Raw genomic sequence first — 23,135 nt, forward strand, 5'->3', positions numbered from 1 at the left:
CTTCGCCTTCACGCACATGATCTGCCTACACCCGTTCCAGCCTGCATCACCTGCGGGCTCGGGGGACGTCTGCAACGCCTCGGTGCGGATTCCGAGAGCCGACTAGACTCACCCTTAGGTTTCCATCCCGTCAGTGGTTCTGCTTGTGCCTCACGAGGGTACGGCGGTGGAAAACCGGGACTCCAGAACACTAAAAAAGCAACGGAGAAGATCGATGAAGATGGTGAAATCCACCCTGGCTGTGCTGACTACCGCCGCCGTGTTCGGTATCAGCGGCCTCGCTCACGCGGGTGCCACCCTGGATGCAGTGAAGAAGAAAGGCTACGTGCAGTGCGGTATCAGTGACGGTCTTCCGGGCTTCTCCTACGCCGACGCCAAAGGGCAGTACAAGGGCATCGATGTCGATGTCTGCCGTGCCGTGGCCGCCGCCGTGTTCGGCGACGCCAGCAAGGTCAAGTTCAGCCCGCTGACTGCCAAGGAGCGCTTCACCGCGCTGCAGTCCGGCGAGATCGACATCCTCTCGCGCAACTCCACCTGGACCAGTTCGCGCGATAGTGCCATGGGCCTGAGCTTCGTCGGCGTGACCTACTACGACGGCCAGGGCTTCCTGGTGAACAAGAAGCTTGGCGTCTCCAGCGCCAAGGAGCTCGATGGCGCCACCGTGTGCATTCAGGCTGGCACCACCACCGAGCTGAACCTGTCCGACTACTTCCGTTCCAACAACCTCAAGTACACCCCCATCACCTACGACACCTCCGACGAGAGCGCCAAGTCGCTGGAATCGGGCCGTTGCGACGTGCTGACCTCCGACCAGTCGCAGCTCTACGCCCAGCGCATCAAGCTGGCCAAGCCCGACGACTACGTGGTGCTGCCGGAAGTCATCTCCAAGGAGCCGCTGGCCCCGGCGGTACGCCAGGGTGACGAGGAGTGGTTCCATATCGCGCGCTGGACGCTCTTCGCCATGCTCAATGCCGAAGAACTGGGCGTGAACTCGAAGAACGTCGAGGAGATGGCGAAGAGCACCAAGAACCCGGACGTCGCCCGCCTGCTCGGCGCCGAAGGCGACTACGGCAAGGATCTGAAACTGTCCAAGGACTGGGTGGTGCAGATCGTCAAGCAAGTGGGTAACTACGGCGAGATCTTCGACCGCAACGTCGGCGACAGCAGCGACCTGAAGATCAAGCGTGGCCTCAACGCCCAGTGGAACAAGGGTGGTCTGCAGTACGCACCGCCGGTGCGCTGACCCTTCCCGCGTGTGCCCGGCGCCCTGATGGCGGGTGCCGGCCCTGTTTCTGATGACGTGAAGCCTCCGCTGGCGACGCGGGCGTAGTCCCGTGTCCGCCTCCGGAGGATTCCGAGAGGGCTTACATGCAGAATTCCATCAAGGCCCAGCGCCCGAGGGGGGTATCGCTCAACGATCCCGTCGTGCGCGGCTGGGCATTCCAGATCATCGCCGTCATCTGTGTCCTGGCGGTCGGCTGGTTTCTCTTCGATAACACCCAGACCAACCTGGCGCACCGGGGCATCCAGTCCGGCTTCGGGTTCCTGCAGAACAGTGCCGGATTCGGCATCTCCCAGCACCTGATCGACTACAGCGAAAGCGACACCTATGGCCGGGTTTTCCTGGTCGGCCTGCTGAACACGCTGCTGGTCACGGTGGTGGGCATCTTCTTCGCCACCGTCATCGGCTTCATCCTCGGCGTGGCGCGACTGTCGCGCAACTGGCTGATCCGCAAGCTGGCGACGCTGTACATCGAGACCTTCCGCAACATCCCGCCGCTGCTGCAGATCTTCTTCTGGTACTTCGCCGTGCTGGGGCCGCTGCCAAATCCACGGCAGAGCATCAGTTTCGGCGGCTTGTTCTTCATCAACAACCGCGGCCTGCAGGTGCCCGCGCCGATTGCTGCCGACGGCCTGGGGCCGTTCATCGTCGCGTTCATCCTGGCCCTGGTCGGCTGGGCGGTGATCTGGAAGTGGGCCAAGGCCCGCCGCCATGCCACCGGCAAGACCTTCCCGGTGTTCCTCAGCGGCCTGTCGTTGCTGATCCTGCTGCCGGCGCTGGTCTCGCTGTTCGCCGGCGCACCGTTCCACTGGGATGTGCCGGTGCTGCAGGGTTTCAACTTCCGCGGCGGCTGGGTGGTGATCCCGGAACTGGTGTCGATCATCCTGGCGCTGTCGGTGTACACCGCCGCCTTCATCGGCGAGACGGTGCGCGCGGGCATCCAGGCGGTCAGCCACGGCCAGACCGAGGCCGCCGGTTCCCTCGGCCTGCGCCCGGGACAGACCCTGCGCCTGGTGATCATCCCGCAGGCGCTGCGGGTGATCATTCCGCCGCTGACCAGCCAGTACCTGAACCTGGCGAAGAACTCCTCGCTGGCAGCCGCCATCGGCTATCCGGACATGGTCTCGCTGTTCGCCGGCACGGTGCTCAACCAGACCGGCCAGGCCATCGAGACCATGACCATCACCATGAGCGTGTACCTGGCCATCAGCATCAGCATTTCGCTGTTGATGAACTGGTACAACAAGCGCATCGCGCTGATCGAACGCTGATCTGGATAGAGAGCAGAGGCTTAGATGGCAACTCATACCTTCAAACCCGACCTGCCGCCGCCGGCGATGAGCGTGGGCGTCGTTGGCTGGCTGCGCGGCAACCTGTTCTCCGGCTGGTTCAACACCCTGCTGACGCTGCTGGGCCTGTACCTGGTGTACCTGATCGTCCCGCCAGTGCTGGAGTGGGCATTCATCAAGGCCAACTGGGTCGGCGAAACCCGCGCCGACTGCTCCCGCGAGGGTGCCTGCTGGGTGTTCATCGCCTCGCGCTTCGGCCAGTTCATGTATGGCTTCTACCCCGAGGAGCTGCGCTGGCGCGTGGACCTCACCGTGCTCTTCGTGATCTTCGGGGCGGCGCCGCTGTTCCTCAAACGCTTCCACTACAAGCTGAAATACGGCGCCTGCTTCCTCGTGGCCTTGCCGCTGGTGGCCTTCTGGCTGCTGCACGGTGGCTTCCTCGGCCTGGAAACCGTGTCCACCAGCTCCTGGGGCGGGCTGATGCTCACCGTGGTGATCGCCGCGGTCGGCATCTGCGGGGCGATGCCGCTGGGCACTCTGCTGGCGCTGGGGCGGCGCTCGAAGATGCCGGCGATCAAGGTCATCTGCGTCACCACCATCGAGTTCTGGCGCGGCGTGCCGCTGATCACCGTGCTGTTCATGTCCTCGGTGATGCTGCCGCTGTTCCTGCCCGAGGGCATGAACCTCGACAAGTTGCTGCGGGCCATGGTGATGGTGGTGCTGTTCGAGGCCGCCTACATCGCTGAAGTGGTGCGTGGCGGCATGCAGGCGATCCCCAAGGGACAGTACGAGGCCGCCGCCGCCATGGGCCTGGGCTACTGGCGGAGCATGGGCCTGGTGATCCTGCCGCAGGCGCTGAAACTGGTGATCCCCGGCATCGTCAACACTTTCATCGCGCTGTTCAAGGACACCAGCCTGGTGATCATCATCGGCCTGTTCGACTTCCTCAACAGCATCAAGCGCGCCACCGCGGACCCGGCCTGGCTGGGCATGGCCATCGAAGGCTATGTGTTCGCCGCGGCGGTCTACTGGATCTTCTGTTTCAGCATGTCCCGCTACTCCCAGCACCTGGAGCGCAAGCTGGACACCGGCCACAAGCGTTAGGAGTGAATCGTCATGTCTGAAGCCACTAACAAGACCGCACAGCCGGCCATCGGCGATCACACGATGATCACCATGAAGGGCGTGAACAAGTGGTACGGCCAGTTCCATGTGCTCAAGGACATCAACCTGGAGGTGAAGCAGGGCGAGCGCATCGTGCTCTGCGGGCCGTCCGGCTCGGGCAAGTCCACTACCATCCGCTGCATCAACCGCCTGGAGGAGCACCAGCAAGGCAGCATCGTCGTCGACGGCACTGAGCTGACCAACGACCTCAAGCAGATCGAGGCGATCCGCAGCGAGGTCGGCATGGTGTTCCAGCACTTCAACCTGTTCCCGCACTTGACCGTACTGCAGAACTGCATCCTGGCGCCCATGTGGGTGCGCAAGATGCCCAAGCGCCAGGCCGAGGAAGTCGCCATGCATTACCTGGAGCGCGTGCGCATCCCGGAGCAGGCAAACAAGTACCCGGGCCAGCTCTCCGGCGGCCAGCAGCAGCGCGTGGCGATTGCCCGGGCGCTGTGCATGAAGCCGAAGATCATGCTCTTCGACGAACCCACCTCGGCGCTTGACCCGGAGATGGTGAAGGAAGTTCTGGATACCATGATCGGCCTGGCGCAGAGCGGAATGACCATGCTCTGCGTGACCCACGAGATGGGTTTTGCCCGCACCGTAGCGAACCGGGTGATCTTCATGGACAAGGGCGAGATCGTCGAACAGGCGCCGCCGGACCAGTTCTTCGACAACCCGAAGTCGGACCGCACCAAGCTGTTCCTCAGTCAGATCCTGCACTGAAAGGAGCGAGCTTGCTCGCGAACAGGCCGGCACCCGAGCTGCCGGGAAATCCGTTCGCGAGCAAGCTCGCTCTTACAAGGGCTCATTTCCCGTCACGCTCGTCTCTCCCGATGGCACCCTCGTGCCGCGCCAGCGTATGCTGGAACTTTCCACTGCAACCAGGGCGGGATTGATGCGCAACGGGCTGAACTCGGCCGGCGGATCGGTGTTCCCATGTGCAGTGGTTTGTCAGGGATGGGCTAACGTTTCTACTAGCTCGCCTGCATCGCCGTTCGAAGGAAGAGAGCCGACGTGAACCTGATCCTATCGCCAGTGAACCTGAGCAAAGCCAAAGCCTGGAGCGCCCATGCGGTGACCTCCAGCGGTGTCATCCTTGCGCTGCTGGCGCTGTTGGCGCTGGTCGACAACCGGCCCCAGGCTTGCCTGCTGTGGCTGGGCGCCGCGCTGCTGGTGGATGGCCTGGACGGCACGCTGGCGCGCAAGTTCGACGTCAAGGCGGTGCTGCCGCATTTCGATGGCTCCACCCTGGACCTGGTGATCGACTACCTCACCTACGTGTTCATCCCGGCGATCTTCATCTACCGCTACGTGCCGCTTCCGGTGCACACCGAGCTGCTGGCGGTGGGCGTGATCCTGGTGTCCTCGCTGTTCTGCTTCTGCAACGTCAACATGAAGAGCAAGGACAACTACTTCGTCGGCTTCCCGGCCGCCTGGAACGTGGTAGCGGTGTACTTCTATGTACTCGCCCTGCATCCCTGGGTGAGCTTCGTCACGGTGCTGGTGCTGGCCGCTCTGACCCTGACCAAGATGAAGTTCCTGCACCCGTTCCGCGTACGTCAGTTCATGCCGCTGAACATCGCTGTGACCTTCATCTGGATGCTCAGCAGCGCGCTGCTGATCCTCCAGCAACCGCACGACCAGCCCTGGCTGCTGGGCTTGTGGTTCGTCGCCTCGGCCTACTTCGTCGGCGTCTGCGTATGGCGCACGGCGATGGAGTGGTTCCACTAGAGCGCTTTTCGTAGGGGCTAGCTTGCTCGCGGGCAAGCTAGCTCCTACAGAAAGATGCCTGCACCGTTTCAGTTGCGGTTATCTGCCCAATAGCCTCTGCCGGAAAGCTCCCGGCGTCTCCCCGCACAACTGCTTGAACAGCCTTGCGAAGCTGGCGCGGTCGGCGTAGCCGATATCGCTGGCGATGCGCTCCAGCGAACGCCCCGGGTCACCCAGCGCCTCCTGCGCCGAGGCGATGCGCAGGCGCTGCACGTAGTCGTTCGGCGTCATCCCCAACTGTTCGCGGAAGCGCCTTAGCAAGGTGCGTGTCGAGCAGTGCACCCGCTGTGCCAGCGCGCCAAGGTCGAACGGCTCGGCATAGTTGTCCTCCAGCCATTCCAGCAACGGCGCCAGCGCTGAGCCTTCGGGCAGCGGCTCGGGCAGCAGCGGGGTGAAGCGCCGCTGCCGGCCACGGCCATGCTCGAACACCAGCGTGGCCGCCGCGCGCCGCGCCAGTGCCGCGCCGGCGTGGCGCTCGATCAGGTACAGGCACAGGTCCAGCCCGGCCTGCGCACCGCCGGAACAGAGGCGTCCGCCGTCTTCGGTGCACAACGCGTCGATGTCGAGGTTCACCTGTGGATAACGCTCGCGGAAGGCCGTCTCCAGCGCCCAGTGGGTGGTGGCGCGGCGGCCGTCCAGCACACCGGCATCGGCGAGCAGGAAGGCGCTGCTGCACAGGCTGCCCAACTGGACGCCGGACGGGCTGTCGCGCAGCCAGGTGAGCAGCGGCTGATTGGCGTTGCAGGTGGCGGCCACGTCCGGCCCGGTGGCGGGAATCAGCAGCAGGTCGCAGCCGCTGGCAAGGTCGAGACCGCCTTCCACTTCGATGCTCCCGAAGGGGAGGGCGACCGGCGCTCCGTCGGCGCTGATCCGCAGCACTTCGAAGAGACGGCGGTCGGCGAGACGGTTGGCCAGGTGGAAGGCGTCCATGGCCAGGCCAAGGCTGGAACATAGCGTTTGCGGGCAGACGAACAGGGCTATCCTGAACATGACGTTTCACTGCTGCTTTGGCGTTATCGATCATAATTTTGTCGATATTGCCAATCGTGTCCAGTCGAAACGTCATCGATACTGCGCTCAACCCCACCACGCGAGCGCCGCCATGGCCCATCCCAATGCCCAGTTGATCGAACGCTTCTACCAGGCCTTCCAGCGCCGCGACGGCGAAGCCATGGCGGCCTGCTACAGCGCCGACGTGAACTTCAGCGACCCGGTCTTCACCGACCTGCGTGGCGCCGAGGCCGGCGACATGTGGCGCATGCTCACCGCCCGCGCCCAGGATTTCTCGCTCAGCTACGAGGGCGTGGAGGCCGACGATACGCGGGGTTCGGCGCGCTGGGTGGCTTCCTACACCTTTACCCAGACCGGTCGGAAAGTGATCAATCACATCCAGGCACATTTCCACTTCCGCGATGGATTGATCTGTCAGCACGTGGATTCGTTCGATCTGTGGAAGTGGTCGCGCCAGGCCCTCGGCGCCAAGGGAGCCCTGCTGGGCTGGGCGCCTCCGGTCCAGGCTGCGATCCGCGCCCAGGCCTCCAGGGGACTTGCGGCCTACCGCGCACAACGGTCCGCGACGGCCTGATGTCAAGGTGCCGGGCTCGCCCGCGCGGGGCGGATAGGCTTAAATGACAGGCGACTCCGACAGGATGCCGCCATGATCACTCTGTTTCAGTTCCCGCCCGCCTTCAATGTGCCCAACATCAGTCCTTTCTGCCTGAAGCTGGAAACTTTCCTGCGCCTGGCCGGGCTGGAATACCAGATCAAGCATGTGACCGACCCGCGCAAGGGGCCCAAGGGCAAGCTGCCGTTCATCACCCTGGACGGCAAGGCCATCGCGGATACCGCGATCATCATGCGTACCCTGCAGCAGTACTACGAATTCGACCTCGACGCCGGCCTCGATGCCCGTGGCCGTGGCTGGGCGGTCTCGATCACCCGGATGTGCGACGAACACCTGGTGCCGCTGCTGGTGTACTTCCGCTGGCTCGACGAGCAGGGCTTCCGCCAGGTGAGGGACGTGATGTTCCGCAGCATCCCGGCGCCGCTGCGCCCGCTGGTGGGGCAGCTCATCCAGCGCAAGATCCGTGGCGATCTCGCCGGCCGTGGCCTGACCCGGCACAGCCGCGAAGAGCTGCTGAGCTTCGCCCGTGACGACCTCGAAGCCCTGGACGGCATGCTCGGTGACCTGCCGTACTTCGGCGGCGCCCAGCCGTGCAGCGCGGATGCCGCCACCTACGGCGTGCTGGCCAACCTGATCCTCAGCACCCTGGAAACCCCGCTCAACGACATGGCCCGCAGCTACGAACGACTGGTGGCCTATTGCGAGCGCATGCAGGCGCGGGTCTGGGCTTCGTGACCGCCGTGCAGGCCAAACCCTGGTTCGTCTACCTGGTGCGCGCCGAGAACGGCGCGCTCTACTGCGGTATCAGCGATGATCCGCAGCGCCGCTTCGAGACCCACCGCAGCGGGCGTGGCGCGCGCTTCTTCCATTCCAGCCCGGCGCAGGCGCTGGTCTACGTCGAAGCCTGCCCCGGCAAGGGCGATGCCCTGCGCCGCGAACGGGCGATCAAGGGGTTGACGAAGCTGGCCAAGGAGCGTCTGGTGCAGGCCAATCCGGCCATCACTGCCGTGGATGTCGCCCTATCCGAGGCATGAGGTAGGCCGACGCCGGCCTGCGGGTTAAGCTGCCGGTCTACCTTCCGGCCGCTGGAGCCCGTGATGCCCGAGCTGATCCTGCACCATTACCCGACTTCGCCCTTCGCCGAAAAGGCGCGTCTGCTGCTGGGTTTCAAGCAGTTGTCCTGGCATTCGGTGACCATTCCGCCGCTGATGCCCAAGCCGGACCTGATGGCGCTCACCGGCGGCTACCGCCGGACCCCGGTGCTGCAGGTCGGCGCCGACATCTACTGCGATACCGCCCTGATCGCCCGCCGCCTGGAGCAGGAAAAGGCCGTGCCTTCGCTGTTCCCCGAGGGCCAGGAGTTCACTGCCGCCAGCTTCGCCCAGTGGGCCGATTCGGTAATCTTCCAGCATGCCGTCAGCCTGGTGTTCCAGCCCGAATCCATCGCGGCGCGCTTCGGCAAGTTGCCGCCGGAGCTCCTCAAAGCCTTCATCGCCGACCGCAGCCAACTGTTCAGCGGCGGCACCGCGAGCCGCCTGCCGGCCGAGCAGGCCCGGCACCAGTGGCCGGTGTTCATGGCGCGCATCGAACAGCAGCTGGCGCGGGAGGAGGGCGACTTCCTGTTCGGCGAGCCGTCGATTGCCGACTTTGCCCTGGCCCACTGCCTGTGGTTCGTCAAAGGCACGTCGGTGACGGCGCCGCTGGTGGATGATTACCCGGCAGCCAGTGCCTGGCTCGGCCGCGTGCTCGGTTTCGGTCACGGCGCCCACAGCGAAATGAGTGCGGAGCAGGCGATCGCCATCGCCCGCGACAGCCAACCCGCCGCACTGCCGGACGATGATTTCGTCGATCCCAATGGCTTCACCGCCGGCCAGCGGGTGGTGATCGCCGCCACCGACTATGGTGTCGATCCGGTGGAGGGCGAACTGCTGCACGCGGGGCGCGAGAGCCTGATCCTGCGTCGCGAGGACCCGCGTGCCGGCAGCGTCCACGTGCATTTCCCGCGTCTGGGTTTCAGCATCCGCCCGGCCTGAGTCCCGCTGGCCCAGGGCACTGCCGCGTCACCGGGGTGCGCAGGCGCGGCAGGTTCTCGGCCATGTCGCGAAAGTGCTGCAGGCGCTCGTAGCAGAGCGCCATTTCCCCGCCGTTGATGCTGTACCAGGCGTCAGGTGCGCCGCAGTTGATCAGTCGCAGGGTCAATGGACGGGGCGGGTGGAACTGTAGGAAGACCTCGTTCACCAGCGTCTGAAGGCGGTTTTCGTCTCGCAGCAGGTCGATCAACTGCTCGGTTTCCTCGCGATTGATCAGTGGCGGCTCGAACTCCAGGCGTGCTCCGGGATGTTGCCGTATCGCCTGGGTACGCCGGACGTGAAGCACCCAGTTCACGGCCTTGCTGGCCTGCTTGAATTCCTGGTCGCAATAGACGGCGCGCTCGTAGGGCAACCCCGTCAGCGGTGGCACCCAGTCCAGCCGGTTCATGTCGCTGCCGTACAACAGGCAGGCGATGTTGTAGTAGCGCTGCTCGTCCAGCGGGTGGCTGTCCCAGGCCAGCACCTGGTCCGGCGGCGGCTTGGGCGTCTGCCATTCCAGGCGCCAGTAGTCGGCGATGTCCAGCAGGCGCGCATCGATCTCGTCCTGGGGCAATTTCGCGTAGAGGCGGAACAACAGGATGAAGCCGAGCTGGTCGGCGGCGTCCTCCTCGCGCCCCAGCACCGGCAGGTCGTATTCGGCAATCAGCATGTGTCCCATCTCGTGCATCACGCTGAATTCGGCGTTGGCCAGGACGAAGCGCGCGACGTTGGGCGACAGCGGCGGTACGGGATCGGCGCAGACCAGGCCGGCGCAGAGCAGGAACAGCACCGCGAGGTACGAGCAGTGCATCCGGGAGCGCCCGGAGCGCGGAGCAGAAGCGGCGGTGAAAGCGTGGGCGGGCATGGCGGCCACCGCGAAAGTGAGGCGCCTCAATTGACTCTAGCAGTCGTGAGCGGGTGGTTTTTGGCGGTCCGTCGGAAGCGGCGTTTGCCTCAGCGCAGAAATCCCTGCCCACAAAAAAGCCCATCGCGAGATGGGCTTTTTTGTGGCTGGCGGCGATCAGTTCTTCCGACGCTTGAGCTGGTCATGCAGCTGCGTCGGGAGGCCGCGAATGATCAGCATGTCGCGCTCCTCGTCGTACTCCACCTTGCTGCCCAGCAGGTGCGCCTCGAAGCTGATCGACAGCCCTTCGGCACGGCCGGTGAAGCGGCGGAACTGGTTGAGGGTGCGCTTGTCCGCCGGGATCTCCGGCGACAGGCCGTAGTCCTTGTTGCGGATGTAGTCGTAGAAGGCGCGCGGCGCCTGGTCGTCCATCAGCTCGGAGAGGGCGTCCAGGGCCATCGGCTCGCCGATCTTCGCCTGGCTGGTGGCGTAGTCCACCAGCACGTCGGTCTTCTCACGGGCCTGCTCTTCGGGCAGGTCCTCGCTCTCGACGAAATCGCTGAAGGCCTTGAGCAGCGTGCGGGTTTCGCTCGGCCCGTCGACGCCTTCGGTGCAGCCGATGAAGTCGCGGAAGTAGTCCGAGACCTTCTTGCCACCCTTGCCCTTGATGAAGGAGATGTACTGCTTGGAGGTCTTGTTGTTGCGCCACTCGGAGATGTTGATCCGCGCCGCCATGTGCAGCTGGCCAAGGTCCAGGTGGCGCGACGGGGTGACTTCCAGCGACTCGGTCACCGCCACGCCTTCGCTGTGGTGCAGCAGGGCGATGGCGAGGTAGTCGGTCATGCCCTGCTGGTAATGGCAGAACAGCACGTGGCCGCCGGTGGAGAGATTGGACTCCTCCATCAGGCTCTTGAGGTGCTCCACCGCCTGTTTGGTGAAGGCGACGAAATCCTTGCCGTTGTCCAGGTACTCGGTCAGCCAACCGCTGAACGGGTAGGCGCCGGATTCCCCCTGGAACAGGCCCCAGGCCTTGTTCGGCTTGGCGTTGTAGCTTTCGTTGAGGTCGGCCATCAGGTTCTCGATGGCCTGGGAGTCGCCCAGTTCGGCTTCGCGCGCGTGCAGCGTCGCGGGGTTGCCGTCGGGCTTCTTGTCGATCAGGTGGACGATGGCGTGACGAATCGGCATGGCGGACCTGGAGGTTCAGTGCCGGCCTCGCCGCATACGGGGCGGCGGGGGAGGCAGATGATTGGAAAACGCCAGAGTTTACCCGACCCGGCGGCACCTTGCTCGGCGCCGGTCACTCCGGGAGGCTGGCCTGCGTGTCGCGCTCGCGCCGGTTGCGACGTAGCTGGCGCAGGCGGCGGATCACATAGTTCAGGTGCAGGTGCAGTTCGTACAGCTCGTTGTAGTACGACAGCGGCACCTCGACCTTGGCCAGCTCTGCCTCCAGTTGTTCCAGGCGCTCGATCTCGGTGCTCAGTTCGGCGCTGCCGGCGCGTTCGTCCAGGCGCCGGTCGATCTCACGCAGGTAGCGATACCAGCGGTAGATGCGCGCGCGGATGCGCCAGCGGTACAGCGGCCCGATGGACTTGAGCAGCGGGAAGAGGATGGCGATGAAGGGGATCAGCAGGATGATGTAACGGTCCGCCAGCGATGCGATGCGGAATGGCAGGAAGCGCTGCAGCAGCGGCGGGCCGCTCTTGTAATAGCGCTCGGCGTCGCCCTGCAGGGCCAGGGTTCGCGGTTCCGCGCTGGGGAAGGCGCCGGCCGGGTCGAGCAGGGTGCCTTTGCGCATCACCCGGCGCGCGGCTTCCAGGATCAGCGGGGTGAGCGCTGGATGGAAGTTGTCGTTGATCACCAGGGTCGCTACCGGCGACAGCGTGGCCATGTCTTCTTCCGGGACGTTCTGCGCCAGGTTCAGCAGGCCCTCGCTGACCTCCACCCGCTTGAGGAAGGGAATCCGCGCCTCGTAGGCATGGGCACGGCGAAAGCCGGCCAGCTTCAACTCCGGGCTGGCGGCCAGGCGCTGGATCAGCGGGTTCTCCGCCGGGCCGACGAAGAAGGCCGCGTCCAGTGTGCCGGCCAGCAGTTCGTTAGCCACGGTGTTGCCGCCACGGGCCTGCCAGTTCGGCGGCAGGTGTTCGGTGGAAATGTCGTTGGCCTTGAGGATGGCTTCGGTCACCGCCTCGGTGCCGCTGCCCGGCGTGCCGAGAGCCAGCCGTAGCGGCAGCAGGTCGGCGATGCGGTCGATCTTCACGTCGCGGCGCTGGAACAGCCACAGGGGCTCCTGGAACATCGCCCCGAGCGTCTGCAGGCCGGCGCGCTGGGCGGGCTCCAGTTGCTGCTCCTGGCCGCTCTGCACCAATCCGATGTTCGCGCCGCTGTTGTTGTCCAGCAGCTTGTCCAGGTTCTGGCTCGACCCGGCGGTCTGCATCAGCGTCAGCTCGAAGCCCTGCTTGGCCAGTTCCTCCTTCAGGTGTTCGCCGAAAATCGCATAGCCGCCGCCGGGCGCGCCGGTGGCGAGGGTGGCGCTCATCGGCGGCGGCGGGGCGACGAAGTAGAACAGTGCGGCCACCAGCGCGGCCAGTACCGGCACCAGCCAGAGGTTGGCGCGGACGAGGATGGCGAGGTCCTTGAGCATGTTGATGAGGCGTTGCATGGAGAGTCCTTTTCGCATCGAGCCTTCCTGACAAGATAGCCAGCCTGCGTGGCGGCGGCCGGCGAATCCGCCATCACCGAGGCGGAAGCCGCTATCATCCCAGCCTTTGGATCACGGCTGCGGACGTTACGCCATGCGCATTCTCCACACCTCCGACTGGCACCTGGGCCAGCACTTCATGGGCAAGAGCCGCGAGGCCGAGCACCAGGCCTTCTGCGCCTGGCTGGTCGGGCAAGTGCGCGAGCAGGGCGTGGATGCGGTGATCATCGCTGGCGACGTGTTCGACACCGGCGCGCCGCCCAGTTACGCCCGCGAGCTGTACAACCGCTTCATCGTCGAGCTGCGCGATACCGGCGCGCGGCTGGTGGTGCTGGGTGGCAACCATGATTCGGTGGCCATGCTGGAGGAGTCCCGCGAGCTGCTGGCGTGCCTGGATACCCAGGTGATCGCCGCGGTCGGCGCCGACCTGGATGCGCAGGTGCTGGTGCTGCCGCAGCGCGACGGCGAGCCTGGCGCGATCCTCTGCGCGATCCCCTTCATCCGTCCGCGCGACGTGCTCACCAGCCAGGCCGGGCAGAGCGCGCAGGACAAGCAGCTGGCACTGCAACAGGCGATCCAGGCGCATTACCGGCAGCTGTTCGAGCGCGCCGAGGCGCAGCGCGAAGCTCTCGGCCGGCGCCTGCCGATCATCGCCACGGGCCATCTCACCACCGTAGGCGCCAGTGCCAGCGAGTCGGTGCGGGAAATCTACGTCGGCACCCTGGAAGCCTTCCCCACCAGTGCCTTCCCGCCCGTGGACTACATCGCCCTCGGCCACATCCACCGGCCGCAGAAGGTCGGCGGCCTGGAGCACATCCGCTACTGCGGCTCGCCCATCGCGCTGAGCTTCGACGAGGCCACTCAGGGCAAGGAAGTGCTGCTGGTGGACCTGAACGAGAGCGGCCTGCGCGCCGTCACGGCCTTGCCGGTGCCGCGCTTCCAGCCGATGAAATCGGTGTCCGGCAGCCTCGCCGAGATGCCGGCCGAACTGGCGCGCGTGGCCCGCGAAGGCAGCATGGAACAGCCAGTGTGGCTGGAAGTGCTGGTGCACACCGACGACTACCTCAGCGATATCCAGGTGCGCATCGAGAAGCTGTGCGAAGACCTGCCGGTGGTGGTCCTGCGCACCCGCCGCGAGCGTGGAAATGCACAGGCGGCGCTGTTCAGCGAGGCGAAGGAAACCCTCGACGAGCTCAGCCCCGAGGATGTGTTCCGGCAGCGCCTGGACAGCGAGGAGCTGGAGGCGCCCCTGCGTGAGCGCCTGACAGGTTTGTACCGGCAGGTGGTCAGTGAGTTGCAGGAACAGGATCAGGAGGAGCAGCCATGAGAATCCTCAGCCTGCGCCTGAAGAACCTCAACTCGCTCAAGGGCGAATGGAAGATCGACTTCACCGCCGAGCCCTTCGCCGGCAACGGCCTGTTCGCCATCACCGGCCCCACCGGCGCCGGCAAGACCACGCTGCTCGATGCCATCTGCCTGGCGCTCTACCACCGCACGCCGCGCATGAGCGTGCTGTCGCAGAGCGGCAACGAGCTGATGACCCGGCACACCGCCGACTGCCTCGCCGAGGTGGAGTTCGAGGTGAAGGGCCAGCCCTACCGCGCCTTCTGGAGCCAGCGCCGCGCCCGCGACAAGGCCGAGGGCGCGTTGCAGGCGCCGAAGGTGGAGCTGGTACGTATCGACCGCGCCAGCGGCGAGGGGGAAATCCTCACCGACAAGATCAACGACAAGCTCAAGCAGACCGAGACCCTCACGGGGCTGGACTTCGAGCGCTTCACCAAATCCATGTTGCTGGCCCAGGGCGGTTTTGCCGCCTTTCTCGAGGCCAACGCCAACCAGCGCGCCGAACTGCTGGAGGAGCTGACCGGCACGGAAATCTACGGGCTGATCTCGCAGCGCGTCTTCGAATGCACCCGCGACGTGCGCGGCGCGCTCGACCAGTTGCGCGCCCGCGCCGAGGGTGTCGAGTTGCTCAGCAGCGAGCAGCGCGAAGCCCTGGAACAGCAGAACCACCAGGCGCTGCTGCAGGAGGCCTCGTTGCAGGGCCGCCAGGTTGCGTTGCAGGCCCAGCACCGCTGGCGCGAGGACCTCGCCCGTGCCGAGAAGCAGATGCAGCAGGCCAGTGAGAAGGAAGCCGGTGCCCGCCAGTCCCTCGATGCGGCGCAGCCGGATCTGCAACGCCTGGCCGCAAGCGAGCCGGCCGCACGCTTGCAACCGCTGCATCAGGCTTGGCGTGCCAACCATGACAGCTTGACGCAGGACAGCGCCGCGCTGGAGGACAATCGCACCGAGCAGGCCATCAGCCGCGAGCGGATCTCCGAGGCGCTGTGGAGCGCCAGCCAGTTCGCCCGGCAGGTCAGCGACGCTCGTGGCGCAGAACTGGGCGCACTGGTTGAGCAGCGTCTGTCGCTGGAGGCCCGCCTTGCCCAGCAGCCGCAACGCGCCCGACTGGGTGAGTTGCTGGGGGGGTGGCGTGCGCAGTTCACCCAGCGTGCCCGTCTGCTGGCGGCCAGCGCGGATAGCCAGCGTCAGTTCGATCTCGCGGAGCAGGCATTCGGTGAAGCCGGTGCCCGCCGTGAAGTGCTGCAAGCCTCCGTCACCCATGCGGAGCAGACGCTGGGGACTGTTCGCCAGAACGAATCCGCCGCCCGGCAGCAACTGGATGCGCTGCTCGCCGGCGCGACCGAAGCGCAACTGCGCGAGCGTGCGCAGCAATTGCAGGCGCTTGGTCGTGGCTTCGACCGCCTGGAGCAGATCGCCCAGGCACGGGCCCAGGCCGCCGCACAGCTTGCGCGCTGGCAACCGGAACTGCTCGCGCTGCGCCAGCGCAAGGGCGAGCGCGACGGCGCCATCGCCACCCTGCGCGAGCGCTACAAGGCGATGCAGCAGCAGGTTGCCGACCGGGAAAGACTCCTCCAGCAGGAGCAACGCATCCACCAGCTCGAACACTGGCGTGCGCAATTGCAGCCGGGCGAAGCCTGCCCGCTCTGCGGCTCCCAGCAGCACCCGGCGGTGGATGCCTACCAGGCGCTGGATGTGTCGGCCACGCAGCAGGCGCTCGATGAAAGCAAGCGGGCGCTGGCGGAGCTGGAGAGCCAGGGTATCGCCCTGCGTGGCGAGTTGGCCGAACTGGACGCCCAGCTACAGCAGGGCCAGCGCCAACTCGATGAGGCCGAAGTGGCGCTCAGGCAGCAGCAGGGCACCTGGCAGCAGCACTGCGCGGCCCAGGGGCTGCAGCTGGACGATGAGCAGGCACTGGCTGCCGAACGCCAGCGCCACGAAGCGGCGCAGGCTGATCTGCAACAGCAGTTGAAAGCGCTGGAAGAGCACAAGGCCCGGCTGCAGGAGAGCGCGCAGGCGCGCGTCGATGCTGAGCGTGCCCACAGCGAGGCGGCGCAACAGCTGGCGCTGTTCGAGGGCGAGCAGCAGTTCGCCCGGCAGCGCCAGGAAGAACGTACGCAACAGATCGCCAGCCAGCGTGCCGAGCGGCAACAGCTGGAAGAGGCATTGACCGTCGCCCTGGCGGAGCTGGGCTACGGCCTGCCGGAAGACGGCGAACAATGGCTGGCCGAACGCACTGAGGAGTGGCAACGCTGGCAACGCGACCAGCAACTGGGCCAACAATTGGCTGCCGCCGAACGCGATGCGGCGCAGGCCGCAGGCGCGGCGCGGGACGCCGCGCAGCAATGGCAACAGCGCTGGCAGGACGCGGCGTTCGAACCACGGCCTGTGTTGCCGCTTACGGATGATCCGCAGCAGGCGCTGGCCGAATCCGAGGCCCGTCTGGGCGCCAGCCAGCGCCAGGCTGATGCGTTGCAAGGTCGCGAACAGTCGCTGCTGGAGCGCCTGGAACAGGATCAGGCTCGTCTGGCGCAGAGCGAGGCGGCCTGGCAGCACGCACTGGAGCAGAGTCCATTCGCTGACGAGTCCGCCTATCTCGGCGCGCTGCTGGACGACGCCCAGCGTGCCGAGCTCAGTTCCCTCAGGCAGAAGCTGGAAACGGCCATCACCGAGGCCGTGGCCTTGCGTGCGGCGGCATTGCAGGACGTCGAGCGGCTGAAGGCCGAACCCCACGGCGACTTGTCGCTGGATGAGCTGAACCAGCAATTGCTTGCCCTCAATGCCGAGCTGCGCGAACTGGGCCAGCGTCAGGGCGAAATCCGCGCGCAATTGCAGGGCGACGATGCGCGACGCGCCAGCCAGCAAAACCTGTTCGAGGAGATTCGCCGGCAGGAGGAAGAGCACGACATCTGGCAGCGCCTGAACAGCCTGATCGGCTCCGCCGACGGTGCACGCTACCGGCGCTTCGCCCAGGGCCTGACCCTCGACCATCTGGTGCACCTCGCCAACCGCCAGTTGCAGCGCCTGCACGGTCGCTACCAGCTGGCGCGGCGCAGCGACGGCGAACTGGAGCTGGAGGTAATCGACACCTGGCAGGGCGACACCGCGCGCGACTGCAAGACGCTGTCCGGTGGCGAGAGCTTCCTGGTCAGCCTGGCGCTGGCATTGGCGCTGTCCGACCTGGTCAGCCACAAGACCAGCATCGATTCACTGTTCCTCGACGAAGGCTTCGGCACGCTCGATGGCGAGACGCTGGAAGTGGCGCTGGATGCCCTCGACAGCCTCAATGCAACGGGCAGGACCATCGGCGTGATCAGTCACGTCGAGGCGCTCAAGGAGCGCATCCCGGTGCAGCTCAAGGTGCACAAGGGCGTCGGCATGGGCTACAGCCAGCTCGATACGTGCTTCCGTTTCAGCCCGGAGAAGGATTAGGGACGTCACCGCAGGACGGATTCGCAGTCAGGGGGAACGCAACGGCGCCCACGGGTGTCGACTTGCAATCAACGGTGAGCGAGATAGGCTCAAGACCGCTGAGTCAGCCACATCCCGAACGGGAAGGCATCCACAGGTACTGTGATCTTTCTAGAGGTGATTTGTGATGAAGAAATCCGCATCGGCTCCGAAGAAACCTGCGGCGGCAAAACCCGCCGCTGCGAAGCCGGCGGCCAAGGCGGCCGCCAAGCCTGCAGCCAAACCGGCCGCTAAACCGGCCAGCACGGCCGCCGCCAGCAAGCCTGCTGCCAAGCCGGCCGCTGCGAAAACCGCCGCGCGCCGCGCACCGGCGCTGGCCACTCCGTCGGACCTGAGCAAGAACGCCACCCGCGATCTTTCCGCGGCGCTCAACCGGCTGCTCGCCGACGTCTTCGCCCTTTACCTGAAGACCAAGAACTTCCACTGGCACGTCAGCGGGCCGCACTTCCGTGACTACCACCTACTGCTGGACGAGCACGCCACCGAGATATTCGCGATGACCGACGCCATCGCCGAGCGCACCCGCAAGATCGGCGGTAACACCATCCGCTCCATCGGCCACATCGCCCGTGACAAGCGCATCCTCGACAACGATGCCGAGTTCGTACAGCCGCTGGACATGCTGGCCGAGCTGCAGGGCGACAACAAGGCGCTGACCGCCTACATGCGCGAAGTGCATGACCTGTGCGACGAGTACCACGACATCGCCACCGCCAGCCTGATCGAGAACTGGATCGACGAAACCGAGCAGCGCACCTGGTTCCTCTTCGAGACCAGCCGCCGCGGTGACGGCACCGGCCACTGAATTCCGGCGCATGAAAAAGGCCGTTTCTCCACGGGAGAAACGGCCTTTTTATTTGCCGCGTTTTATTTGCAGCGAGGGCTTACTCGCCCGGCTTCTTCAGCTTCGGGTTGGGGAAGAACTGCACGCTCTGCACCTTGGGATCGGCGGGCTTCTTCAGGCCGCTGACGTTGACCCGGGTGGTCAGCTCCTTCGGCACTGACTGGCCCTGCGCGTTGAGGGTGTCGGCATAGCCGCAGGCCACGCACTCGCGGTGCGGAACGCCGTCCTCTTCCCACATGACGATCTTGTCCTGCTCGCTGCACGCCGGGCAGACCGCCCCGGCGATGAAGCGCTTCTTCACCTCGCTCATCACGCCGCCTCCTCGGAGAGGCCCGAGTGGCGCAGCAGGGCGTCGATGGACGGCTCGCGGCCACGGAAGGCCACGAACAACGCCATCGGCTCCTGGGAGCCGCCCTTGGCCAGGATCGCCTCGCGGAAGGCTGCGCCGGTCGCCGGGTTGAGCACACCTTCTTCCTCGAAGCGCGAGAAGGCATCGGCGGACAGCACCTCGGCCCACTTGTAGCTGTAGTAACCGGCCGCGTAACCGCCGGCGAAGATGTGCGCGAAACTGTTGGCGAAGCGGTTGTACGCCGGCGGGCGCATCACCGCGACTTCAGCGCGGATCGCCTCGATCACATCGAGCACGCTGCGGCCATCGCCGTGGCTGGCGTGCAGCTCGAAGTCGAACAGGGAGAACTCCAGCTGGCGGACCATCATCAGGCCGGACTGGAAGTTCTTCGCGGCGAGCATCTTCTCCAGCAGGTCCTGGGGCAGCGGCGCGCCGGTTTCGTAGTGGCCGGAGATCAGCGCCAGGCCTTCGGGCTCCCAGCACCAGTTCTCCATGAACTGGCTCGGCAGTTCCACCGCGTCCCAGGCCACGCCGTTGATGCCCGAGGCACCGGCGTGTTCGACGCGGGTCAGCAGGTGGTGCAGGCCGTGGCCGAACTCGTGGAACAGGGTGGTGACTTCATCGTGGGTCAGCAGCGCCGGCTTGCCATTCACCGCCGGGGTGAAGTTGCACACCAGGTACGCCACCGGCGATTGCAGCTCGCCGCCAGCGGTGCGGCGACGGTCGCGGGCACCGTCCATCCAGGCGCCGCCGCGCTTGTTGGCGCGGGCATAGAGGTCGAAGTAGAAGCGGCCGACGTGCTGGCCGTTTTCCTCGATCTCGAACAGGCGCACGTCCGGGTGCCAACGCTCGAAGTCGGACAGCTCGCGAATCTGGATGCCGTAGAGCTTCTGCACGATGGCGAACAGGCCGGAGAGGACTTTATCCACCGGGAAGTAGGCGCGCAGGGCTTCCTGGGACACGCTGTAGCGCGCTTCGCGCAGCTTCTCGCCGAAGTAGCTGGCGTCCCAGCTCGACAGGTCCGGGCAGCCCTGCTCGGCGGCGTAGGCCTTGAGCTGCTCCAGGTCCTGGGCGGCGAAGGGCTTGCTGCGCACGGCCAGGTCGCGCAGGAAGTGCAGGACCTGCTCGGGCGTCTCGGCCATCTTGGTGGCCAGGGACAGCTCGGCGAAGTTCCTGAAGCCCAGCAGGCGCGACAGCTCCTGGCGCAGGTCGAGGATTTCCTGCATCACCGGGCCGTTGTCATTCTGCCCGGCGTTCGGGCCCTGGTCGGAGGCGCGGGTGCAGTAGGCGGCGTAGACCTCTTCGCGCAGTGCGCGGTCTTCGGCGTAGGTCATCACGGCGTAGTAGCTGGGGAACTCCAGGCCGATCAGCCAGCCGTCCAGCTCCTTGGCCTGGGCGGCCTGCTGCATCTGCGCCTTGGCCGAATCGGTCAGGCCGGCCAGTGCGGCTTCGTCGGTGACGTGCTTGGTCCAGGCCTGGGTGGCGTCCAGCAACTGGTTGGAGAAGCGGCTGCCCAGCTCGGACAGGCGCGTCTGGATCTCGGCGTAGCGCTGCTGCTGTTCGGCCGGCAGGTCGATACCCGACAGGCGGAAGTCGCGCAGGGCGTGTTCGAGGATGGTCTTCTGGGCGACGTCGAAGTCCTTCGACTCCGGGCTCTCGGCCAGGGCCTCGTAAGCCTTGAACAGCTCGCGGTTCTGGCCCAGTTCGGTCCAGTAGGCGGACAGCAGCGGCAGGCAGCCTTCGTAGGCTTCGCGCAGCTCGGCGCTGTTGCACACCGCGTTGAGATGGCTGACCGGGCTCCAGGCTTTGCCCAGGCGGTCATTCAGTTCGTCCATGGCCAGCACCAGGCCGGCCCAGGTCGGGGTGCCGTTCTGCTCGGCGAGAATGCGCGCGATGGCCGCGCGGTTGTCGGCGAGGATCTGCTCGATGGCCGGCTTCACGTGTTCCGGACGGATGGACGAGAAGGGCGGCAGGTCGTAGCTCTGCAGAAGGGGATTCGCGCTCACGGTGGCACCTTGGTTGAAGAAACACTCGGCCATCTTAAATACAATCGGACCCATCCGCAGCTTAAGGAAGCTTATCGTGACGATTAGAACCTTTCAGGGCAAAACGCCATCGCTGGGCGAGCGCGTGTTCGTCGACGCCAGCGCCGTGGTCATCGGCGACGTGGAGATCGGCGCGGACAGCTCGGTGTGGCCGCTGGTCACCATCCGCGGCGACATGCACCGCATCCGCATCGGCGCGCGTACCAGCGTGCAGGACGGCAGCGTGCTGCACATTACCCACGCCGGCCCCTTCAACCCGGACGGCTTCCCGCTGACCCTCGGCGACGACGTGACCGTCGGGCACAAGGTGCTGCTGCACGGCTGCACCGTCGGTAGCCGCATCCTGGTAGGCATGGGCTCCATCGTGATGGACGGCGCGGTGATCGAGGACGAGGTGATCCTCGGCGCCGGCAGCCTGGTGCCGCCGGGCAAGGTGCTGGAAAGCGGTTACCTCTACGTTGGCAGCCCGGTGAAGAAGGCCCGTCCATTGACCGACAAGGAACGCGCCTTCTTCACCTACAGCGCCGCCAACTACGTGAAGCTCAAGGACCAGCATATCGCCGAGGGTTATGCCGGCTGACAACCACCCACCGACCCGAGGAGAGCACGCCATGTTGTTACGCGCCCAGACGTCCACATTGCTGATCATCGATATCCAGGAACGTCTGTTCCCGGCCATTCACGAAGCCGAGTCGGTGCTCGAACACATCGCCTGGCTGCTGGCGGTCGCACAGCGCCTGGGCGTGCCAGCGCTGGCCACCGAGCAGTACCCGAAGGGCCTGGGCCCGACCCTGCCCGCACTGCGCGATGCGCTGCCGGCCGAGGCTCTTCTGGAGAAGATCGCCTTTTCCGCCGTGGCCGACCCCGGCCTGCTGCAGATGAACGGCGGCGGGCGCCGGCAGTTCGTGGTCTGCGGCACCGAGGCGCATGTCTGCGTGCTGCAGACGGTGCTGGGCCTGCTGGCCGAGGATCGCGAGGTGTTCGTGGTGGACGAGGCCGTCGGCTCACGCCGTCCGCGGGACAAGGCGCTGGCGCTGGAGCGCATGCGTCAGGCCGGGGCGATGATCGTCTCGCGGGAGATGGTCGCCTTCGAGTGGATGGAGCGCGCCGGTACGGAGGGGTTCCGGGAGGTCAGCAAGCAGTTCATCCGCTGAGAACCTGTTAACGATCTGCTGCGCGTCGGCATAACTGCGTTAAAAACAGGCTCGGACTGCTCATTTACAGCTCGTAAACTCCGCGTCCTCGCCTGTTTTGATTCGCTGGCGCTCACCCTTCGGGCCAGCCTGCGGCTGTTACTCCCGCCGGTCGTTGCGCCTTGTTCTGCTCTAGCTCGCGAGATCGTGAACAGGTTCTGAATGTCATTTCCACCCGGCGCGCCATTTCGCGCGCTGCTCGGGCTCCTGGAAGGTCCAGGCGACGAAGCGGCTCTGCTTCTGCCCCTGGGCCATGTCCACACTGCGCACGGTGACGGCGCCGGCCTTTTTCAGCGCGCGGCGGAATTCGTCGAGGTTGCCGGCCTTGGACACCAGCGAGCTGAACCACAGCACCTGCTTGCCGACTGCCGCGCTTTCCGCCGCCAGCTTGCGCAGGAAGGCGATCTCGCCACCTTCGCACCACAGCTCATTGCTCTGTCCGCCGAAGTTCAGCTTCGGCAACTGGCGCGACGGGTCGAGCTTGCCGAGGTTCTTCCATTTGCGCCGGCTGCCGCTGCTGGCTTCCTCGGGCGATGCGTGGAAGGGCGGGTTGCACAGGGTGGCGTCGAAGCGTTCGTCCGCGCCCAGCAGGCCGTGGAAGATGTGCTTGGGGTCGTGCTGCTGGCGCAGTTCGATGGCTTCATTGAGTCCTGGATTGCCGTTGAGGATCGCGTGCGCAGACTTCAGGGCTGCCGGTTCGATGTCCGAGCCCAGGAAGCGCCAGCCGTAGTCGCGGTGGCCGATCAGCGGATAGATGCAGTTGGCGCCGACGCCGATGTCCAGCAGGCGAACGCCGGGGCCGCGTGGAAATCGTCCGTCGTTCTCCTCGCCGAGCAGGTCGGCCAGGTAGTGCACGTAGTCGGCGCGGCCAGGGATCGGCGGGCAGAGGAAGCCGGCGGGAATGTCCCATTGGCCGATGCCGTACTGCGCCTTGAGCAGCGCGCGGTTGAACACGCGCACGGCCTCGGGATTGGCGAAGTCGATGCTGGGTTTGCCGTAGGGGTTGGTGATGAGGAAACGGCCCAGCTCCGGGCAGCCTTCGATCAGCGCCGGAAAGTCGTAATGGCCCTGATGCCGGTTGCGCGGGTGCAGCAGGTTCGGCCGCTTGGCGGCGGGGTCGCGCAGGGGTGCGGCTGGCTTCGAGGG

At 65.9% G+C, this 23,135-nt stretch carries 21 protein-coding genes; 14 read left to right on the forward strand and 7 right to left on the reverse strand.

Annotated elements, in window-relative coordinates; all coding sequences use genetic code 11:
• Positions 1-214: 214 nt before the first annotated feature.
• The 5 genes from J5M67_RS23300 (at position 215) to pcsA (ending at position 5,472) form a co-directional block, all read left to right on the forward strand.
• Entirely contained in the window at positions 215-1,243 is a 1,029-nt protein-coding gene (locus J5M67_RS23300) for an amino acid ABC transporter substrate-binding protein (RefSeq protein WP_207887737.1), read from the forward strand.
• A 125-nt stretch (positions 1,244-1,368) separates the two neighbouring features.
• Positions 1,369-2,553, forward strand: coding sequence for an amino acid ABC transporter permease (locus J5M67_RS23305; RefSeq protein ID WP_207887738.1), 1,185 nt, complete (start codon positions 1,369-1,371; stop codon positions 2,551-2,553).
• Positions 2,554-2,577: 24 nt separating this feature from the next.
• The gene (locus J5M67_RS23310) at positions 2,578-3,675 is read left to right on the forward strand and encodes an amino acid ABC transporter permease (protein ID WP_207887740.1); all 1,098 of its coding nucleotides are present in this window, start codon (positions 2,578-2,580) and stop codon (positions 3,673-3,675) included.
• Positions 3,676-3,687: 12 nt separating this feature from the next.
• Entirely contained in the window at positions 3,688-4,464 is a 777-nt protein-coding gene (locus J5M67_RS23315) for an amino acid ABC transporter ATP-binding protein (protein ID WP_207887742.1), read from the forward strand.
• Positions 4,465-4,755: 291 nt separating this feature from the next.
• Positions 4,756-5,472 carry a phosphatidylcholine synthase gene (gene pcsA / locus J5M67_RS23320; protein ID WP_207887745.1) on the forward strand — a complete coding sequence of 239 codons (717 nt, stop codon included), beginning with the start codon at positions 4,756-4,758 and terminating at the stop codon, positions 5,470-5,472.
• Between the two features lie 78 nt (positions 5,473-5,550).
• On the opposite strand, the gene J5M67_RS23325 is transcribed toward pcsA, so the two are convergent.
• Positions 5,551-6,501, reverse strand: a complete 951-nt coding sequence (locus tag J5M67_RS23325; RefSeq protein WP_207887746.1) for a GlxA family transcriptional regulator — start codon at positions 6,499-6,501, stop codon at positions 5,551-5,553.
• A 112-nt stretch (positions 6,502-6,613) separates the two neighbouring features.
• Here J5M67_RS23325 and J5M67_RS23330 point away from each other — a divergent pair, with 112 nt between their 5' ends.
• The 4 genes from J5M67_RS23330 to J5M67_RS23345 all read left to right on the forward strand — a co-directional run bounded on the left by J5M67_RS23330 (position 6,614) and on the right by J5M67_RS23345 (position 9,168).
• Positions 6,614-7,096: a nuclear transport factor 2 family protein gene (locus J5M67_RS23330; protein WP_207887748.1), complete on the forward strand. Its 483-nt coding sequence runs from the start codon at positions 6,614-6,616 to the stop codon at positions 7,094-7,096.
• Positions 7,097-7,168: 72 nt separating this feature from the next.
• Positions 7,169-7,870 (forward strand): glutathione S-transferase C-terminal domain-containing protein, encoded by a 702-nt coding sequence (locus tag J5M67_RS23335; RefSeq protein ID WP_207887750.1) that lies wholly within the window; start codon positions 7,169-7,171, stop codon positions 7,868-7,870.
• Entirely contained in the window at positions 7,867-8,169 is a 303-nt protein-coding gene (locus J5M67_RS23340) for a GIY-YIG nuclease family protein (RefSeq protein WP_207887752.1), read from the forward strand. Before J5M67_RS23335 ends, J5M67_RS23340 begins: the two co-directional genes overlap by 4 nt.
• Before the next feature lie 63 nt (positions 8,170-8,232).
• Complete coding sequence (locus J5M67_RS23345) at positions 8,233-9,168, forward strand: glutathione S-transferase family protein (protein ID WP_207887753.1); 936 nt, start codon at positions 8,233-8,235, stop codon at positions 9,166-9,168.
• On the opposite strand, the gene J5M67_RS23350 is transcribed toward J5M67_RS23345, so the two are convergent.
• The 3 genes from J5M67_RS23350 to J5M67_RS23360 form a co-directional block, all read right to left on the reverse strand.
• Entirely contained in the window at positions 9,149-10,069 is a 921-nt protein-coding gene (locus J5M67_RS23350) for a DUF4344 domain-containing metallopeptidase (protein WP_243434841.1), read from the reverse strand. The genes J5M67_RS23345 and J5M67_RS23350 overlap by 20 nt on opposite strands.
• Positions 10,070-10,225: 156 nt before the next feature.
• Positions 10,226-11,233 (reverse strand): nucleoid-associated protein YejK, encoded by a 1,008-nt coding sequence (yejK, locus tag J5M67_RS23355; protein ID WP_207887755.1) that lies wholly within the window; start codon positions 11,231-11,233, stop codon positions 10,226-10,228.
• A 112-nt stretch (positions 11,234-11,345) separates the two neighbouring features.
• Positions 11,346-12,707 (reverse strand): TAXI family TRAP transporter solute-binding subunit, encoded by a 1,362-nt coding sequence (locus J5M67_RS23360; protein WP_207887757.1) that lies wholly within the window; start codon positions 12,705-12,707, stop codon positions 11,346-11,348.
• A gap of 133 nt (positions 12,708-12,840) precedes the next feature.
• Here J5M67_RS23360 and sbcD point away from each other — a divergent pair, with 133 nt between their 5' ends.
• The 3 genes from sbcD to J5M67_RS23375 all read left to right on the forward strand — a co-directional run bounded on the left by sbcD (position 12,841) and on the right by J5M67_RS23375 (position 18,363).
• Positions 12,841-14,073 carry an exonuclease subunit SbcD gene (sbcD, locus tag J5M67_RS23365; protein WP_207887759.1) on the forward strand — a complete coding sequence of 411 codons (1,233 nt, stop codon included), beginning with the start codon at positions 12,841-12,843 and terminating at the stop codon, positions 14,071-14,073.
• Positions 14,070-17,519 carry an AAA family ATPase gene (locus J5M67_RS23370; protein WP_207887761.1) on the forward strand — a complete coding sequence of 1,150 codons (3,450 nt, stop codon included), beginning with the start codon at positions 14,070-14,072 and terminating at the stop codon, positions 17,517-17,519. Before sbcD ends, J5M67_RS23370 begins: the two co-directional genes overlap by 4 nt.
• 352 nt (positions 17,520-17,871) lie before the next feature.
• Positions 17,872-18,363: a Dps family protein gene (locus J5M67_RS23375; RefSeq protein WP_243434846.1), complete on the forward strand. Its 492-nt coding sequence runs from the start codon at positions 17,872-17,874 to the stop codon at positions 18,361-18,363.
• 79 nt (positions 18,364-18,442) lie between these two features.
• On the opposite strand, the gene J5M67_RS23380 is transcribed toward J5M67_RS23375, so the two are convergent.
• Positions 18,443-18,712 carry a YheV family putative zinc ribbon protein gene (locus tag J5M67_RS23380; RefSeq protein ID WP_207887765.1) on the reverse strand — a complete coding sequence of 90 codons (270 nt, stop codon included), beginning with the start codon at positions 18,710-18,712 and terminating at the stop codon, positions 18,443-18,445.
• Complete coding sequence (gene prlC / locus J5M67_RS23385) at positions 18,712-20,757, reverse strand: oligopeptidase A (protein WP_207887766.1); 2,046 nt, start codon at positions 20,755-20,757, stop codon at positions 18,712-18,714. Before prlC ends, J5M67_RS23380 begins: the two co-directional genes overlap by 1 nt.
• A gap of 76 nt (positions 20,758-20,833) precedes the next feature.
• On the opposite strand from prlC, the gene J5M67_RS23390 reads away from it, so the two are divergent.
• Together J5M67_RS23390 and J5M67_RS23395 are read left to right on the forward strand one after the other, a co-directional pair.
• On the forward strand, positions 20,834-21,376 hold the full coding sequence (locus tag J5M67_RS23390) for a gamma carbonic anhydrase family protein (RefSeq protein ID WP_207887768.1): 543 nt from the start codon (positions 20,834-20,836) through the stop codon (positions 21,374-21,376).
• A 31-nt stretch (positions 21,377-21,407) separates the two neighbouring features.
• Positions 21,408-21,950 carry a hydrolase gene (locus J5M67_RS23395; RefSeq protein WP_207887770.1) on the forward strand — a complete coding sequence of 181 codons (543 nt, stop codon included), beginning with the start codon at positions 21,408-21,410 and terminating at the stop codon, positions 21,948-21,950.
• Positions 21,951-22,154: 204 nt separating this feature from the next.
• Here J5M67_RS23395 and rlmF read toward each other — a convergent pair whose 3' ends face one another.
• The gene (gene rlmF, locus J5M67_RS23400) at positions 22,155-23,114 is read right to left on the reverse strand and encodes a 23S rRNA (adenine(1618)-N(6))-methyltransferase RlmF (RefSeq protein ID WP_243434848.1); all 960 of its coding nucleotides are present in this window, start codon (positions 23,112-23,114) and stop codon (positions 22,155-22,157) included.
• Positions 23,115-23,135: the final 21 nt, after the last annotated feature.

The sequence above is a fragment of the Pseudomonas sp. 30_B genome (genome assembly GCF_017491605.1).
Classification (GTDB): Bacteria; Pseudomonadota; Gammaproteobacteria; order Pseudomonadales; family Pseudomonadaceae; genus Pseudomonas.